Genomic DNA, 15054 nt, shown 5'->3' on the forward strand with positions numbered 1-15054 from the left:
GAATTCTCCCAAGGTAGGGCGCGCGCATCACAGCGCCGCCGCGTCGGTTTCGCCGGTGCGGATCCGGAGCGCCCGGTCCACGTCCAGCACGAAGATCTTGCCGTCACCGATCTTGCCGGTGCGCGCGGCGGCGGAGATGGCCTCCACCACCGCGTCCACCATCTCGGCCGGCACCGCGACCTCGATCTTGAGCTTCGGCAGGAAGCTCACCTGGTATTCGGCGCCACGGTAGATCTCGGTCTGGCCCTTCTGCCGCCCGAAACCCTTCACCTCTGTCACCGTCAGCCCCTGCACGCCGAGCGGGGTGAGCGCATCGCGCACCTCGTCCAGCTTGAAGGGCTTGATGATCGCCATCACGAGCTTCATCAGCCTGCCTCTCTCCCGATACGCGGCGGTGCCGCACCGCCTGCGAAACTACGGGTATCCAAATCCCGTGCCATTCGGTTCGGGCACGATTCATCGGGGGGTTGCGCGGGGGTTGCCTGTTTTGCAGGCAGAATCCGGGGGCGCCGGGGGGCGGGAACGCCCGACTCTTGCGCGTTCACGGAATCAACTAAGCTGTCGCCCATGAACCAGACGCTCGAAACCGAAGTCGCCATCCTGGGCGCAGGTCCCGTGGGGGCCACGCTCGCCGCCGCCCTCTCCGCCCGCGGCGTGCCCTGCGCCATCCTGGACGCGGCCCCGCTGCCGCCCATGGAGTTGCAGGGCTTCGACGGGCGGGCCTATGCCATCGCGCTCGCCTCGCGCCGGGTGCTGGAGGCCGCGGGCATCTGGGACCGCCTGCCCACCACGCCCTGCCCCATCGAGGGCATCAAGGTGGCGGATGGGCGCATCGGCGAACGTCCCTCCTCGCTGGACCTGGACTTCGAGGCGGCCGAGGTGGCGGACGACCCCTTCGGCTGGATGGTGGAGGCGCGGGCCTTGCGCGTGGCGCTCAACGCCCGCCTGCCCGAACTGCCCGGCGTGCAGGTCTTCGCGCCCATGACGGCCGAGGTGGCGCGCGACGCCGATGGCGCGACGCTTACCCTGCGGGACGGCAGGCGCGTCCGCGCCCGACTGGTGGTGGGGGCGGAGGGCCGCAACTCCCCGCTGCGCGCCGCGGCTGGCATCGGCAGCGCGCGGCATGACTACGGGCAGATCGGCATGGTGGGCGCCTTCGCCCATGAGAAGCCGCACAACAACCGCGCGCTGGAACTCTTCCTCCCCGCCGGCCCCTTCGCGCAATTGCCGCTGAACGACCAGCACGAATTCGGCACCAGCCACCTGCCGCACGCCTCGGCCTTCGTGCTGGCGGAAAGCCGCGGCGTGGCGCAGCGCCTGCTGGCCATGGACGAGGCCCGCTTCAAGCGCGAACTCCAGCGCCGCCTGGGCGACTGGCTGGGCGAGATCGAACCCATCGGCCGCCGCTGGTCCTATCCGCTGACCGCCATGCACGCGCTGCGCTACACGGCCGAGCGCATGGCGCTGGCGGGCGATTCCGCCCATGGCATGCACCCCATCGCGGGGCAGGGGCTGAACATCGGGTTCCGCGACGTGGAATCCCTCGCCCGCCTGGTGGGCGATGCCCATGCGGCCGGCGAGGATGTGGGCAGCCCCGCTTTGCTGCGCCGCTACCAGGCCGAGCGCCGGCCGGACGCGCTGATGATGATCGGCGCCACGCACGCGCTGGAGAAGCTGTTCGGCAATGACATCGGCGTGGTGCGGCTGGCGCGGCGCCTGGGCATCGCGGCGGTGGACCGCATCCCCGCGCTGAAGCGCGCCTTCGCCCGGCAGGCGATGGGGTTGCCGCTGCGCGCGTGACGCCGTCACGCAAGTGACCAAGAAGTTTCATTCACACGGCTGATGATGGCCGTTCGCGCCGCGAATTGGCGGTTTGGCGCGGCATTTCCAACTTCCTGGGCAAGGGGACCGCAGGGTCCCGCGGCCTCCGGGCCGTCATTTCGACAGGAGTTTGGTCATGACCGTGAATATCCGCACCCTCGCCGCCGGCGCCGCGCTGCTGCTGGCCCCCGCCTTCGCCGCGCCCGCCCTGGCGGCCGACAGCGTGGTGGTGTCGCCCCAGTTCGGCACCCCTGCCTACGCCGCCGACAACCGCAACGTGGTGGGTGGCGGCGAAGCGCGCCTGGTCGGCTCGGGCGAGAACCAGCAGGTGGTTCACATCGGCCCCACCGTGGCGCAGGAGCCGGTCTTCGCGCACATGGTCGGCTCGGGTGAGGATGCGCGCATCATCTACAGCGCATCCCCGGACCGCGCGACGGCATTGAGCGAGGCCGAGCGCGCGACGCGCGGCCAGCGCGGCTAACGCGCCGAGCCATTGGCGCAACGGGGCGGCGGGGCGAAGGCCTCGCCGCCCTTTTTCGCGTCCGGGGCGACTGATCCACCGCGCCGGCGATCCGCCTGCGCGGACCAGGCGCTAACCCTTGGTCACCCCCCAGAAGAAGGGCACCGGCGCGTTGACGATGCCCTGGACATTCCGCCGGAAGGCCGTGGGCTGGATGATGGTGCCCAGCGGCACGAAGGGCACGCTTTCGAAGGCGCGGGTTTGCAACTGCATGGCGATGCGCTGGCCCTCGGCCGGGTCGGTGGCCGCGATGAACGCCGTCCGCAGCCGTTCGATCTCGGGGTCCGTGGGCCAGCCGGCCCAGGCGGGCGCGCCATGCGCGCGCAGCGGCAAATGCAGCGCCGGCCCCGCGACATCCAGCCCCACCCAGGAGGTGTGGAAGATGCTCCACCCCCCGCGGTCCGGCGGGTTGCGGTTGGCGCGGCGGGCCAGCAGGGCGGACCAGTCCGTCGCCACCAGCTCCACATTCATGCCCATGCGGCGCAGCAGGTCGGCCGTCACCTGCGACATCTGGCTGTTGGCCGGGTTGTCCATGGCGGCCAGGATCACCACCGGTTCGTTGTTGTAGCCGGCCTCGCGCAGCGCCGCGCGGCCGCGTTCGAGGTTGCCCGGCATCACCCCCGTGCCCTGGTCCGTGCCGATCGGCGTGCCGCAGGCATACATGCTGCGGCACAGCGCCGAATATTGCGGGTTGCCCACCACGGCATCGAGATAGGCCTGCTGGTCCGTCGCCATCAGCACGGCGCGGCGGATGGCCGGGTTGTCGAAGGGCGGGTGCAGCTGGTTGAAGCGGATCATCATCAGCGAACCCATCGGGTCGGTGATCTCGATGCGGACGTTGCGGTTGCGGGAGATGATCGGCAGCAGGTCGAAGCTGGGCTGCTCATACCAGTCCACCTCGCCCGTCTGCAGCGCGTTGGCCGAGGTGGAGGCGTCGGGGATGATGCGCCACTCCACCCGGTCCACCAGCACGCGCTTGCCGCCGGCCGCGCCAGAGGAGGGCTCGGCGCGCGGCACATAGCCGGCGAATTTCTCGAAGGCGGCGAGGCTCCCCGGCACCCATTCATTGCGCAGGAAGCGGAAGGGGCCGGAGCCCACCGTCTCGTTGTTGGGCACCTGCGGGTCGGAGTTGCCCACGCGCTCGGGCACCACGAAGAGCGCCTGGGTGGAGAGCTTGCCCAAGCTGTCCAGCATCAGCGGGAAGGGCTGCTTCAGGCGCATCTCGAAGTCGCGGTCCGAGGTGGCGCGCATCTCGTCCATCACGGTCATGAGCGTCTGGCCCATGGTGTCGCGCGCGCCCCAGCGCCTGATGGAGGCGATGGCGTCCACCGCGCGGACGGGCTCGTTGTCGTGGAAGCGCAGCCCCTCACGCAGGCGGAAGCGCCAGGTCCGGCCATCGGCCGAGACCTCATGGCTTTCCACCATCTGCGGCTGCACCTTGAAGTCGGTGTCCACCGCGAAGAGCGTGTCATAGACCATGAAGCCGTAGTTGCGGACGATGTAGCCCGAGGTCGCCACCGGATCCACGGCGCCGAGGTTGGCGTGCGGGATGAAGCGCAGCGCGCGGGCGGCGGCGCCCTGGGAGAGGGCCGGTGTCGCCAGGGCGGCAAGCCCCGTGCTGGCGAGGAAGGTGCGGCGGGAGGTGGCCATGGGTCGGTCTCCGGTCTGGGTGCCCGGGGAGGGGACCACGCAGGAAACCGTCCCCGCAAGGCGAAACCGACTCTTTTTGAGGCAAATCCAAGAGAGGGGACGGCGCCTGCCCAGTGGGCGGGCAGGGTGCCTCAGCGCCCGGGCGGGTCCCGGCTCCAGCCCTTCGCCGCCAGCGCCGCCTCATACGCGGCCCAGCGCGCGGCCTCTTCCTCGCCCAGCTTGCGCAGCCAGGCCCAGGAGTAGATGCCGCTGTCGTGCAGATCGTCGAAATGCAGCCGCACGGCGTAATGCCCCACCGGCTCGATCTTCATGATGCCCACATGCCGCCGCCCCGCGACGAGGCGCTTCTGTTCGGGCGAATGCCCCTGCACCTCGGCCGAGGGGCTTTCGACGCGCAGATATTCCGCGCTGAGGGCGAAGCGCGCGCCGTCGTCGAAGGCGATGTGCAGCACACGGTCCGCCGCGCGGTAGCGCAGCTCCGTAACCTGCATCAGGGCAGCTTGCGCGCCTGGTCGGGCAGCATGATGGGAATGCCGTCGCGCACGGGATAGGCCAGGCCCGCGGCGTCGCTGATCAGCTCGCCCCGGTCGCGGTCATAGCGCAGCGGTTTCTTCGTGACCGGGCAGACCAGGATTTCCAGGAGCTGCGGGTCCACGGCGCCGCCGGCGGGAGGGGGGGTCTGGTTCATGGTCCGGTTCTAGCTGGGCCGCGCATCGGGCGGAAGGTCGCCGCCATCATGGGCATCCATCCGCAGCAGGGTGACGAGGGTGGCGGCGCGCTCGGTCAGGGTGGGCGCCTCCAGCAGCGCCTGCTTCTCCGGGATGGCGAAGGGGCAGACCATGGCGAGCGTCGTCACCAGCGTGGGCCCCGACATCTCCTCGATGGCGGACCAGTTGGCCTCGATGCCCTTGGCCGCGAAATAGGGGCGCAGCGCCTCCAGGATCTCGGCATGGGGCACCGGGTCCACGGGCGGGTCCAGGTCCGGGAGGTAGGCGCAGTAATCCGCCCGCACGCGGCGATAGCCGCGCCGCATCTCGATCTCCTCGGCCACGCGGAAGCGCAGCACGCCGGTCAGCGTCACCAGCAGCCGCCCATCCTCCGTCTCCGAGAAGGAGGAGACGCGGCCGAGGCACCCCACGCCATAGGTGACGCTGCCGCGCTCGGTGCGCGGCTTGGACGGGTCGCCCTGGATCATCCCGAAGAGCCGCCCTTGCGCCAGGCTGTCCAGCGTCATGGCCAGATAGCGCGGCTCGAAGATGTTGAGCGGCAGCCGCCCGCCCGGCAGCAGCAGCGCGCCCGAGAGCGGGAAGATCGCGATCTCGGCGGGAAGCTGCTCCGGGGCGGGCTGGAAAGGATCCATGCTCAGCGGAACAGGATGGTCGAGAGGCCGCGGCGGGCCTTCATGGTGGCGGGGTCGTCGAAGCCCCAGGCCTCGAAGAACTTCAGAAGCTGCTTGCGCGCGGCTTCGTCGTTCCAGGCGCGGTCGCGGCGGATGGCCTCCAGCAGCGCCTCCGCCGCCTCCTGCCGCTTCTCCATGCCGGCGAGCGCGACGGCGAGCTCGATCCGCGCCTCGTGGTCATCCGGGTTGGCGGCGAGGCGCTGTTCGTACTGGCCGAGCATGCCCGCGGCGGCGCGGCCCTGGGCGGCGAGTTCCATGGCGGCGCGCACGGCCGAGATCTCGGGGTGGGCCTTCAGCTTGTCGGAGAGGCTGTCCAGCATCTGCTGGGCCTGCTCCTCCTCCTCCAGCGCGATCAGGCAGCGGGCGAGGCCGGCCAAGGCCTCGGCGTTCTCCGGCTCCTGCTGGGCGAGGCCGGCGAAGAGTTCCAGCGCGCCCTGGGCGTCGCCCTGCTCCAGCAGGGCCTTCGCCTCGGCCAGCATCTCGGTGCCGGGCATCTGCCCGCCGGCGAGCTTCAGCAGGTTCTCGATGAACTTCTTCACCTCGCCCTCGGGAAGGGCGCCCTGGAAGAGGTCCGCGATCTGCCCCTTGTAGAAGGCGGCGACCGTGGGCACCGATTGCAGCGGCAGGCCCAGCTGCGCGAGCTGCTGGACGAGCTGCGTGTTCTTGTCGATGTCGATCTTGACCAGCTTCACGCGCCCGCCGGCCGCGCGCACCACCTTCTCCAGCGTGGGCGTGAGCTGCTTGCAGGGCCCGCACCAGGTCGCCCAGAAATCCACCAGGACCGGCACCTCGCGCGAGGCGTTGATGACGTCCTGCATGAAGGTCTTCTGGTCGCCATCCGACACGGGGTCGGGGCGCTGGGACGGGTTCTGGGGGTCGAGGATCACTTCCATGGGAATTTCCTGGGGCCGCCTGTAGATGTTCCGGCGCAGGGATAAGGCAAGAGCGACATCTTGTCTTGTCCGGGCCGCGCGACAACCCGTCCGGACCATTGCGGCGGCGGCCCGGCCGGCACTAGCATCCCATCATGGACAGCCCCGACCCCGATCGCCCCGCGACCCACGACCTCGGCGGAAACCCGCGCTTCCGCTGCACCCCCGTCGAACCCGATGACGACGCGCCGCCCAGCGACTTCGACAAGCGGGTGGACGCCGTGCGCTCGGTCCTGCGGGAGAAGGGCTTGTTCACGGTGGACGAGATGCGCTTCAACATCGAGGCGCTGCATGAAACAGAATATTTCGGCCTGACCTATTACGAGAAGTGGCTGCGTTCGGTGACGGCCGTGATGGTCCGCAAGGGTGTCATCACCTGGGAGGACATCAAGTGAGCCACGGCGTGCATGACACCGCCCAGGCCCGCTTCGCCCCCGGCGCGCGGGTGCGCGTGAAGCCCGGCCGGCCCGAGCGCATCGCGCCCATGCACCTGCGCACGCCGCATTACGTGCGCGGGCGCGAGGGGGTGGTGGCCCGCGCCCTGGGCCGCTTCCCGAACCCCGAGGATTTGGCCTTCGGCCGCCCGGGCGAGCCGCGCATCCTCTACCATGTCGAATTCGACCAACCCCCGGTCTGGGGCGAGGGCGAGGTGGGCGACACGGTGCTGATCGAGATCTTCGAACACTGGCTGGAGGAAGCCTGACATGGCCGGAACCCCGCTGCCCGAAAGCGTCGAACTCCTGGACAAGCTCGTCGCCGCGCTGAAGCGCCGCGGCGTGCTGGTGGAGGAGGACATCGCCCGCTGCCAGACCCAGGCCGAGCGCGCCCAGCCCGAAACGGGCGCCCGCATGGTCGCCCGCGCCTGGCTGGACCCTGAATTCCGCGCCCTGATGCTGCGCGACGGCACCGCCGCCGCCGAGGCCTTCGGCGTGGCCATGGCGGGCGCGCCCCCGCTGGGCGTGCTGGAGGACACGGACAGGCTGCACCACCTGGTCGTGTGTACGCTGTGCTCCTGCTATCCGCGCGCGGTCATCGGCTACCCGCCGCACTGGTACAAATCCGCCGCCTATCGCGCGCGGGCGGTGCGCGAGCCGCGCGCCGTGCTGGCCGAGTTCGGCACGGTGCTGCCCGCCGGCGTGCAGGTGCGCGTGGTGGACAGCACCGCCGACTACCGCTGGATGGTGCTGCCCACCCGTCCCGCCGGCACCGAGGGATGGAGCGAGGAACAACTCGCCGCCATCGTCACGCGGGATTGCCTGGTGGGTGTCACGCTGCCCGTCGCGGAGAACGCGCGCATCGCGGCGTGAGCCACACCGAAGCCGATGGCCTGCCCCCCGGACGGCGGGGGCTCGCTTCGGCCTGCATCGCCGCCGGCATCACCGTCACCGTGCTGGACGCGGCGATGCTCAACATCGCCCTGCCCTCGGCCGCCGCCGATCTCGGCCTGACGCCGGCCGAGGCGGTCTGGATCGTCAACGCCTATCAGATCGTGGTGGTGGGCACCCTCATCCCCATGGCGGCGCTGGGCGAGATCTTCGGCTTCCGCCGCGTCTGGGCCTGGGGGCTGCTGGTCTTCTCGCTGGCGGCCATGGTGTGTTCGGTCGCGCCCAGCTTCGAGGCGCTGCTGGCCGCGCGCATGGTGCAGGGCCTGGGCAGTGCGGCGGTGATGAGCCTGACGGCGGGACTGGTGCGCCACACCTACCCGGCGGCGCAGCTGGGCCGCGCCATCGGGGTGAATTCGATGACGGTGGGCCTCGCCTCGGCGGCCGGGCCGAGCCTGGGCGCGGCCGTGCTGGCGGTGGCGCCCTGGCCGGCCGTCTTCATCGCGCACATCCCCATGGGGCTGGCGGCGCTGGTCTTCGGGCTGAAACTGCTGCCGCGCGTGCCGGGGCGGCGGCGGCCCTTCGACATCACGGCCGCCGCGCTGAACGTGGCGGCCTTCGGTTTGGTGTTTCTGGGCATGGATCTGCTGCTGCACGCGCCCTGGCTGGCGGTGCCGGCGCTGCTGGGGGGCATGCTCTGCGCCGCCGCGCTGGTGCGGCTGGAGATGGCGCGGCCCGTGCCGCTGCTGCCGCTGGACCTGCTGCGGATCCGGGTGGTGCGCTTCGCCGTCTCGGCCTCGGTGCTGATGTTCGCGGCCCACATGCTGCTGGTGATCGGCATGCCCTTCCACCTCTCGGCGGCGGGGTTCAGCCCGGTGCAGATCGGCATGATCATCACGCCCTATCCGCTGGCGGTGGGGCTGCTCGGCCCCATCGCGGGGCGCTGGGCGGACCAGGCCAATTCGCCGCTGACCTGCGTGCTGGGCGGGGTGTTCCTCGCCACGGCGCTGGTGCTGCTGGCCGTGGTGCCGCCGACCATGGTCTGGGCGGTGTGCGGGGCGCTGCTGCTGGCGGGGGTGGGCTTCGCCGGTTTCCAGTCGCCCAACAACCGCGCCATGCTCTCGGCGGCACCCCGCGCGCGGGCGGGCAGCGCGGGGGGGATGCAGGCCACGGCGCGGGTGCTGGGGCAGAGCACGGGCGCCGTCACGGCGGCGGCCTGCTTCACCCTGGCGGGGCCGTGGCTGGGCTTTCTCTGCGGGGTGGCGTTCGCGCTGGCGTCCAGCACGCTCAGCCTGGTGCGGGGGAAAGGGTGACGGAGATACCGAGCGGCTGATTCACGGCTTCGGTGAGTCCACCGAAGCCGATCAGACGCTACAGCAACCGCAGCGCCGCGAACCCCCCCACCAGCAGCAGCACGAACAGAGAAAACATCAGCCCCAGCCGCTTCTCGATGAATTGCTGGATGGGCGGGCCGAACTTCCACAGCAGCGCCGCCACCAGGAAGAAGCGCAGCCCCCGTGCCGCGATGCTCGCCACGATGAACACCGGCAGCGACAGCGCCGTGGCGCCCGAGAGGATGGTGATGACCTTGTAGGGGAAGGGCGTCACGCCCGCGATCAGCACCGCCCAGGCGCCCCATTCGTTGTAATGGCTGGAGAATTGCTCGAAATACGCCGCCTTGCCGTAGAATTCCAGCACGGGCCGGCCCAACGTCTCGAACATGCCGTAGCCGATGAAATACCCGGCCACGCCCCCCAGCACCGACGTCACCATGGCCACGCCCGCGATGACGAAGGCGCGCGAGGGCCGCGCGATGATCATCGGGATCATCAGCACATCGGGCGGGATGGGGAAGACGGAGCTTTCCAGGAAGGACACCACCGCCAGCGCCCAGAGCGCATGCGGCGTGCGCGCGAGCGAGAGCGTCCAGTCGTAGAGGCTGCGAATCATTCCAGGGAGCGTCCTCGGCCGGGGCGGGGGTTGAATGTGCCGGGGCGGAACCCCGAAATCGGACGGGCCTTACCACCGATGGCGGGCAAGGCGCCATGCCGGGCGGCGCTGACAAATGCCCCGCGCCGGGCCTATCCTGCCCGCAACACAGGAGGACATGCCATGCTCGACGCCACCGCGAAGCTGCCGCTGAAGGACCCCTCGCTGTTCCGCGAGGCCAACCTCATCAACGGCGAATGGGTGAAGGCCGACAGCGGCAAGACCGTTGCCGTCCGCAACCCCGCCACGGGCGACGTCATCGGCCATGTCCCCGCCATGGGCACCGCCGAGACGCGCCGCGCCATCGAGGCCGCGCACGCCGCCTACGGCGCCTGGCGCAAGCTGCTGGCCAAGGAACGCGCCGCCATCCTGCGCCGCCTGCATGATCTGATGCACGCCAATGCCGATGACCTCGCCGCCATCATGACGGCCGAGCAGGGCAAGCCGCTCGCCGAGGCGAAGGGCGAGGTGGCCTATTCCGCCAGCTTCCTCGAATGGTTCGCGGAAGAGGCCAAGCGCGTCTATGGCGACACCATCCCGCACAACGCCCAGGGCCGCCGCGTCATCGTGCTGAAGGAGCCGATCGGCGTCTTCGCCGCCATCACGCCCTGGAACTTCCCCTCCGCCATGATCACCCGCAAAGCCGGCCCGGGCTGGGCCGCAGGCTGCACGGGCGTGATCCGGCCGGCGAGCCAGACGCCCTTCTCGGCGCTGGCGCTGGGCGTCCTGGCCGAGCGCGCGGGCATGCCGCCCGGGGTGTGCAACGTCATCACCGGCCCGGCCTCGGAGACGGGGAAGGAGCTGACCTCCAACCCGCTCGTGCGGAAGTTCAGCTTCACCGGCTCCACGGAAGTGGGGCGCACCCTGCTCGCGCAATGCGCCACCACGGTGAAGAAGACCAGCATGGAGCTGGGCGGCAACGCCCCCTTCCTGGTGTTCGACGACGCGGACCTCGATGCCGCGGTGCAGGGCGTCATGGCGTCCAAGTACCGCAACACCGGGCAGACCTGCGTCTGCGCCAACCGCATCCTGGTGCAGGCGGGCGTCTATGACGCCTTCGCCGCCAAGCTGAAGGTGGCGGTGGAGGGGCTGAAGGTCGGCAACGGGATGGAGCCCGGCGTGACGCAAGGCCCGCTGATCAACGCCGATGCGGTGGCGAAGGTGGAGGAACACATCGCCGACGCCACGGGCAAGGGCGCCAAGGTGCTGACCGGCGGCAAGCGGCACGGCAATGGCGGCAATTTCTTCGAGCCCACCATCCTGACCGGCGTGCCCGTCGGCGCGCTCTGCTTCCGCGAGGAAACCTTCGGCCCCGTGGCGCCGCTGTTCCGCTTCGAGACGGAGGAGGAGGGCATCCGCCTCGCCAATGACAGCGAGTTCGGCCTGGCCGCCTATTTCTACGCCCGCGATGTGGGCCGCATCTTCCGTGTGGCGGAGGCGCTGGAGAGTGGCATTATCGGCATCAATGAGGGGATCATCTCGACGGAGATCGCACCCTTCGGCGGCGTGAAGCAATCGGGCCTGGGCCGCGAGGGCAGCAAATACGGCATCGAGGACTATCTCGAGATCAAATACCTCGCGATGGGCGGCCTCTGACCCCCATGCGCGACTTCGATGAGGCCAGCATCACGGATGCGGTGCTGGCCCGCTTCGACCAGACGCCCGACCCGCGCCTGCGCCAGGTGATGCAGGCGCTGGTGCGCCACCTACACGGCTTCGTGCGCGAGGTGGAGCCGAGCTTCGAGGAATGGCAGGCGGCCATCTCCTTCCTGACGCGCACCGGCCAGAAGTGCGACGACAAGCGGCAGGAGTTCATCCTGCTGTCGGACACGCTGGGCGTGTCCATGCTGGTGGACGCCATCAACCACCGCCTGCCGGAGGGGGCGACGCCCACCACCGTGCTCGGCCCCTTCCATGTGGCGGGGGTCGCGGAAAAGCCGCTCGGCAGCGTGCTGGCGAATGGCGTGGGCGGCGAACGCCTGCATGTCTCCGGCCAGGTGACGAGCGCGGATGGCACGCCCCTGGCGGGCGCGCTGATGGACATCTGGCATTCGGATGCGGAGGGCTTCTACGACGTCCAGCGCGCCGAGGGCCCGGTGCCCGAGCTGCGCGCCTGCTTCCGCGCCGATGCCGAGGGGCGCTTCCATTTCTGGACCATCACGCCCACCGCCTATCCGGTGCCGACCGATGGGCCGGTGGGGGCCATGCTGCAGGCCACCGGCCGCCACCCCATGCGGCCCGCCCATGTGCACTTCATGATCAGCGCGCCCGGGCACGAGACGCTGGTGACGCATGTCTTCGCCGAGGGCGATGAGTATCTCGACAGCGATGCGGTCTTCGGCGTGAAGGACGCGCTGGTGGTGCCCTTCGCGCCGCAGCCGCCGGGCGTGGCGCCGGACGGCACGGTGCTGGACGCGCCCTGGCGCACCCTGCGCTATGACTTCGCGTTGAAACGAGCCTAGCCCACCAAGGCCGTCGCGATGGCCGGCACGAAGGCGATCAGCACCAGCGCCGCGCCCATCACCAGCACATAAGGCAGGGCGCCGGCGAAGATCGTCTCCACGCCCACCCGCGGGTCGCTGAGTGTCGCCTTCACGGTGAACACGGAAATGCCGAAGGGCGGCGTCAGCAGCCCCATCTCGACGGCGATGATGACCATGATGCCGAAATGGATCAGGTCGAACCCCATGGCCTGCGCGATGGGCGCGCCGATGGGCACCATGATCAGCAGGATGGAGGTGCTGTCCAGGATCATCCCCATCAGCAGCACGATGACCACGAAGGCGGCCAGGAAGCCGTAGGGGCCGAGGCCCATCGTCTCCACCATCTCGCCGATGGCCTGGGGCACGCCCGCCATGGAGAGCATGCGCGAATAGAGGCTCGCCGCGATCAGCAGGAAGAGGATGGAGGCCGAGACCAGCCCCGTCTCCCGCAGCACCCGCCAGAATTTCGGCCAATCGAGCTGCCGCCGCGCCAGCGCGATCACCAGCGCGCCGGCCGCACCCACCGCACCGGCCTCGGTCGGCGTGAAGAAGCCGCTGTAGAGCCCGCCCAAAATCAGCACCACCAGCGAGAGGATGGGCACGGCCTTGGCCACCATCTCGCCCGCCGGCATGTCACGCTCGGGCACCGTGGGCGCGGGGCCGGCGGCGGTCATGATCCGGTGCGGGAAGAAGGTGGCGCGCACCCAGATCAGCGCCACGAAGCCCAGCGCGATGATGATGCCCGGCAGGATGCCGGCGATGAACATGCGCCCGATGGAGACCTCCGCCAGCACGCCATAGACGATCATCAGCAGTGAGGGCGGGATCAGCATGCCCAGGATGGAACTGCCCGCCACCGTGCCCGTGGCGAAGCGCATGGAATAGCCGTGCCGCACCATCTCCGGCACCGCCACCTTGGTGAAGACGGCGGCCGAGGCGATGGAGACGCCCGTGACCGCCGCGAAGATCGCGTTCGCCCCCACCGTCGCCATGCCAAGCCCGCCGCGCACGCGCCGCAACAGCGCCTGCGCCACCTCGAAGGTGTCGCGCCCCACATTGGAGACGCTGACCAAGAGGCCCATCAGCACGAACAAGGGAATGGTGGCGAAGAGGTAGTCCTGGATGCCCGAATAGGTGGACATCGCGGTGAAGCGAAACGCCAGGTCCGGATTGTCGCGGATGAGCCAGACGCCCACCGCCCCGGTGCCGATCAGCGTGATGCCGATGGGCAGGCCCAGCATGATGAGGCCCACCATGACGCCGATCAGCGTGAAGCCCAGCGTGATGTCTTCCATGGCTCAGCGCCCCCGGATGGCGCTGGGCAGCAGCGCGAGATGGGCGATGGCGCCTGCCGCACCCCCCAGCACGATCAGGGCGCGGAAGGGCCAAGTGGGCACGGTGAAGAGGCCCTGCACGCCGAAGAATTCCCGCAGGGCCAGCGAATTCCACACGCCGGGCCAGGCCGCCCAGGCGATGAACGCCATGACCGCGGCGCCCACCAGCAGGAACAGCACTTCCATCGCACGGCCCAGCGGTGGCGCCGCGCGCGCGATGCGCTCGATCAGGAAGTCCGCCCGCGTCATGCGGCGCTGGTGGATGGTGGCGCCGATCTGCAAAAACACGATGCCCACCACCGAATGCGCCGCGATCTCGGCCACGCCCGTGATGGGCGCGTTCAGGAAGGAACGCCCGATGACGTCGGCGCAGATCAGCAGCATCAGCCCGAAGGTCCAGATGGTGCCGATGGCGGCCAGCGCATCGAGCGCGATCCGCACCGGGTCGAAGCCGGTGCGTTCGGGCGCGGCGTCGAGCGCCGCCATGTTCGTGTCATCGGCCATGGCGGCACTCCTGCCAGTGGTTCAGGCGGTCACTTCGCGGTCCCAGTCGCGGCCGGGCGTCTGGCCCGCGCCACGGATGGCGACGAAATAAGCGTTGAGCACGTCGCGCGCGGCGGGGCCCGAACTGCGCGCCCAGGTCTGCGCGATGTTGGGCAGGCCGCTGATCCAGCGCTGGCGCTCGGCGGGGGCGAGCGTGGTGATGATGGCGCCCTTCTGCACCATCTCCGCCTCCGCGGCCGCGATGCGCGAGGACACGTCCTGGATGTGCGCGACGGTGCTGGCCTTGCCGGCGGCCGTCATGGCGCGGCGCACCGGTTCGGGGAAGCGGCCGAAGCGCTGGCGGTTGGCCGCGATGCCGCCCACATACATGGCACCCACGTCGCATTTGCAGATGTGGCGCGCGACCTCATAGACGCGCGTGGGCAGGATGCCCACGAAGAAGGAGAGCGCGCCCTCGGACACGCCGGTCTGGATGTCCGTGTAGTAGGTGGTCAGCGCGCCATCCACCGGCGTCGCCCCCGTGCCCGAGAGCCAGTTCGCGCTGGTGCCGGGTGCGGAGATCTTGCGGTTCCGCAGATCATCCAGCGTGCGCACCGGGAAGGTGGACCAGATGTGGTAGGTGTCCGTGATGAAGGAGGAGAGCGGCACCATGTTCAGCGAGGACCAGTTCTCGCGGATGGCCGGCACGTTCTCGTTCATCGCCTCGAAGGCATTGGCCACCACCGCGTGGTCGCCGGTGGCGAAGGGCGTGAAGTAGGTGACGTTCTGGAGGGGCATGGTGCTGCCTTCCCACAGCGTGCCGACATAGCCGATGTCGGTGATGTTGTCGCGCACCGCCTCCATCGTGTCCTGGAAGCGATACAGCGTGCCGCCATAGGCCTCGCGCCAGTTGATGCGGTGGGTGTTGCCGTTGTCGCGCAGGAATTTTTCCGTCTCCGGCTGGAAGACGTTCTTCATCATGGACACCCAGAAATTCGCGACCGGGTGGGACGAGGCGATGGTGACGTTCAGCGCCGTCTGCGCCTGGGAATGCACGGCAAACAGGGGCAGTGCGGCGGCGCCGGCGGCCAGGCTGCGGCGATGGATGGACATGTTTCTTT

Annotated in this window: 18 protein-coding genes; 8 read left to right on the forward strand and 10 right to left on the reverse strand. The window is 69.9% G+C overall.

Annotated features, from left to right (window positions below; translation table 11 throughout):
- Window positions 1-27: 27 nt before the first annotated feature.
- The gene (locus JTN19_RS02925) at window positions 28-366 is read right to left on the reverse strand and encodes a P-II family nitrogen regulator (protein WP_184382431.1); all 339 of its coding nucleotides are present in this window, start codon (window positions 364-366) and stop codon (window positions 28-30) included.
- Between the two features lie 201 nt (window positions 367-567).
- On the opposite strand from JTN19_RS02925, the gene JTN19_RS02930 reads away from it, so the two are divergent.
- Window positions 568-1800, forward strand: coding sequence for a UbiH/UbiF/VisC/COQ6 family ubiquinone biosynthesis hydroxylase (locus tag JTN19_RS02930; RefSeq protein WP_206930303.1), 1233 nt, complete (start codon window positions 568-570; stop codon window positions 1798-1800).
- A gap of 157 nt (window positions 1801-1957) precedes the next feature.
- The gene (locus tag JTN19_RS02935; protein ID WP_206930306.1) at window positions 1958-2302 is read left to right on the forward strand and encodes a hypothetical protein; all 345 of its coding nucleotides are present in this window, start codon (window positions 1958-1960) and stop codon (window positions 2300-2302) included.
- A 111-nt stretch (window positions 2303-2413) separates the two neighbouring features.
- Here the strand turns inward: JTN19_RS02935 and JTN19_RS02940 are convergent, their stop codons facing one another.
- The 5 genes from JTN19_RS02940 to JTN19_RS02960 form a co-directional block, all read right to left on the reverse strand.
- Window positions 2414-3991 carry an ABC transporter substrate-binding protein gene (locus tag JTN19_RS02940; protein ID WP_206930308.1) on the reverse strand — a complete coding sequence of 526 codons (1578 nt, stop codon included), beginning with the start codon at window positions 3989-3991 and terminating at the stop codon, window positions 2414-2416.
- A gap of 131 nt (window positions 3992-4122) precedes the next feature.
- Window positions 4123-4482 (reverse strand): gamma-butyrobetaine hydroxylase-like domain-containing protein, encoded by a 360-nt coding sequence (locus JTN19_RS02945; protein ID WP_206930311.1) that lies wholly within the window; start codon window positions 4480-4482, stop codon window positions 4123-4125.
- Complete coding sequence (locus JTN19_RS02950) at window positions 4482-4679, reverse strand: Trm112 family protein (RefSeq protein WP_184382440.1); 198 nt, start codon at window positions 4677-4679, stop codon at window positions 4482-4484. Before JTN19_RS02950 ends, JTN19_RS02945 begins: the two co-directional genes overlap by 1 nt.
- 9 nt (window positions 4680-4688) lie before the next feature.
- On the reverse strand, window positions 4689-5351 hold the full coding sequence (locus tag JTN19_RS02955) for an LON peptidase substrate-binding domain-containing protein (protein ID WP_206930313.1): 663 nt from the start codon (window positions 5349-5351) through the stop codon (window positions 4689-4691).
- A gap of 2 nt (window positions 5352-5353) precedes the next feature.
- Window positions 5354-6283: a thioredoxin family protein gene (locus JTN19_RS02960; protein ID WP_206930315.1), complete on the reverse strand. Its 930-nt coding sequence runs from the start codon at window positions 6281-6283 to the stop codon at window positions 5354-5356.
- A gap of 134 nt (window positions 6284-6417) precedes the next feature.
- On the opposite strand from JTN19_RS02960, the gene JTN19_RS20310 reads away from it, so the two are divergent.
- Genes JTN19_RS20310 through JTN19_RS02980 form a run of 4 tightly spaced genes read left to right on the forward strand, consistent with a single transcriptional unit; the run spans window position 6418 to window position 8957 of the window.
- The gene (locus JTN19_RS20310; protein WP_191083505.1) at window positions 6418-6717 is read left to right on the forward strand and encodes an SH3-like domain-containing protein; all 300 of its coding nucleotides are present in this window, start codon (window positions 6418-6420) and stop codon (window positions 6715-6717) included.
- 8 nt (window positions 6718-6725) lie between these two features.
- A complete protein-coding gene (locus JTN19_RS20315; protein WP_206930317.1) occupies window positions 6726-7025 on the forward strand; it encodes an SH3-like domain-containing protein in 300 nt (99 codons plus the stop codon).
- Between the two features lies 1 nt (window position 7026).
- Window positions 7027-7629, forward strand: a complete 603-nt coding sequence (locus tag JTN19_RS02975; RefSeq protein WP_206930319.1) for a nitrile hydratase subunit alpha — start codon at window positions 7027-7029, stop codon at window positions 7627-7629.
- On the forward strand, window positions 7626-8957 hold the full coding sequence (locus JTN19_RS02980) for an MFS transporter (RefSeq protein ID WP_206930321.1): 1332 nt from the start codon (window positions 7626-7628) through the stop codon (window positions 8955-8957). The genes JTN19_RS02975 and JTN19_RS02980 overlap by 4 nt, the downstream gene beginning before the upstream one ends.
- Window positions 8958-9015: 58 nt before the next feature.
- Here the strand turns inward: JTN19_RS02980 and JTN19_RS02985 are convergent, their stop codons facing one another.
- Window positions 9016-9594 carry a YqaA family protein gene (locus JTN19_RS02985; RefSeq protein ID WP_206930322.1) on the reverse strand — a complete coding sequence of 193 codons (579 nt, stop codon included), beginning with the start codon at window positions 9592-9594 and terminating at the stop codon, window positions 9016-9018.
- A gap of 162 nt (window positions 9595-9756) precedes the next feature.
- Between JTN19_RS02985 and JTN19_RS02990 the strand changes: the two genes are divergently transcribed.
- Together JTN19_RS02990 and JTN19_RS02995 are read left to right on the forward strand one after the other, a co-directional pair.
- Entirely contained in the window at window positions 9757-11229 is a 1473-nt protein-coding gene (locus JTN19_RS02990; protein WP_206930324.1) for an NAD-dependent succinate-semialdehyde dehydrogenase, read from the forward strand.
- Between the two features lie 5 nt (window positions 11230-11234).
- Window positions 11235-12095 (forward strand): intradiol ring-cleavage dioxygenase, encoded by an 861-nt coding sequence (locus tag JTN19_RS02995; protein WP_206930326.1) that lies wholly within the window; start codon window positions 11235-11237, stop codon window positions 12093-12095.
- Here JTN19_RS02995 and JTN19_RS03000 read toward each other — a convergent pair.
- The 3 genes from JTN19_RS03000 to JTN19_RS03010 are packed head-to-tail and all read right to left on the reverse strand — an operon-like array spanning window position 12092 to window position 15046.
- On the reverse strand, window positions 12092-13411 hold the full coding sequence (locus tag JTN19_RS03000; protein ID WP_206930327.1) for a TRAP transporter large permease: 1320 nt from the start codon (window positions 13409-13411) through the stop codon (window positions 12092-12094). The genes JTN19_RS02995 and JTN19_RS03000 overlap by 4 nt on opposite strands.
- A 3-nt stretch (window positions 13412-13414) precedes the next feature.
- Entirely contained in the window at window positions 13415-13954 is a 540-nt protein-coding gene (locus tag JTN19_RS03005) for a TRAP transporter small permease subunit (RefSeq protein WP_206930329.1), read from the reverse strand.
- Window positions 13955-13975: 21 nt separating this feature from the next.
- Complete coding sequence (locus JTN19_RS03010) at window positions 13976-15046, reverse strand: C4-dicarboxylate TRAP transporter substrate-binding protein (RefSeq protein WP_206930331.1); 1071 nt, start codon at window positions 15044-15046, stop codon at window positions 13976-13978.
- Window positions 15047-15054: the final 8 nt, after the last annotated feature.

Source organism: Roseococcus thiosulfatophilus (assembly GCF_017311575.1).
Lineage (GTDB): Bacteria > Pseudomonadota > Alphaproteobacteria > Acetobacterales > Acetobacteraceae > Roseococcus > Roseococcus thiosulfatophilus.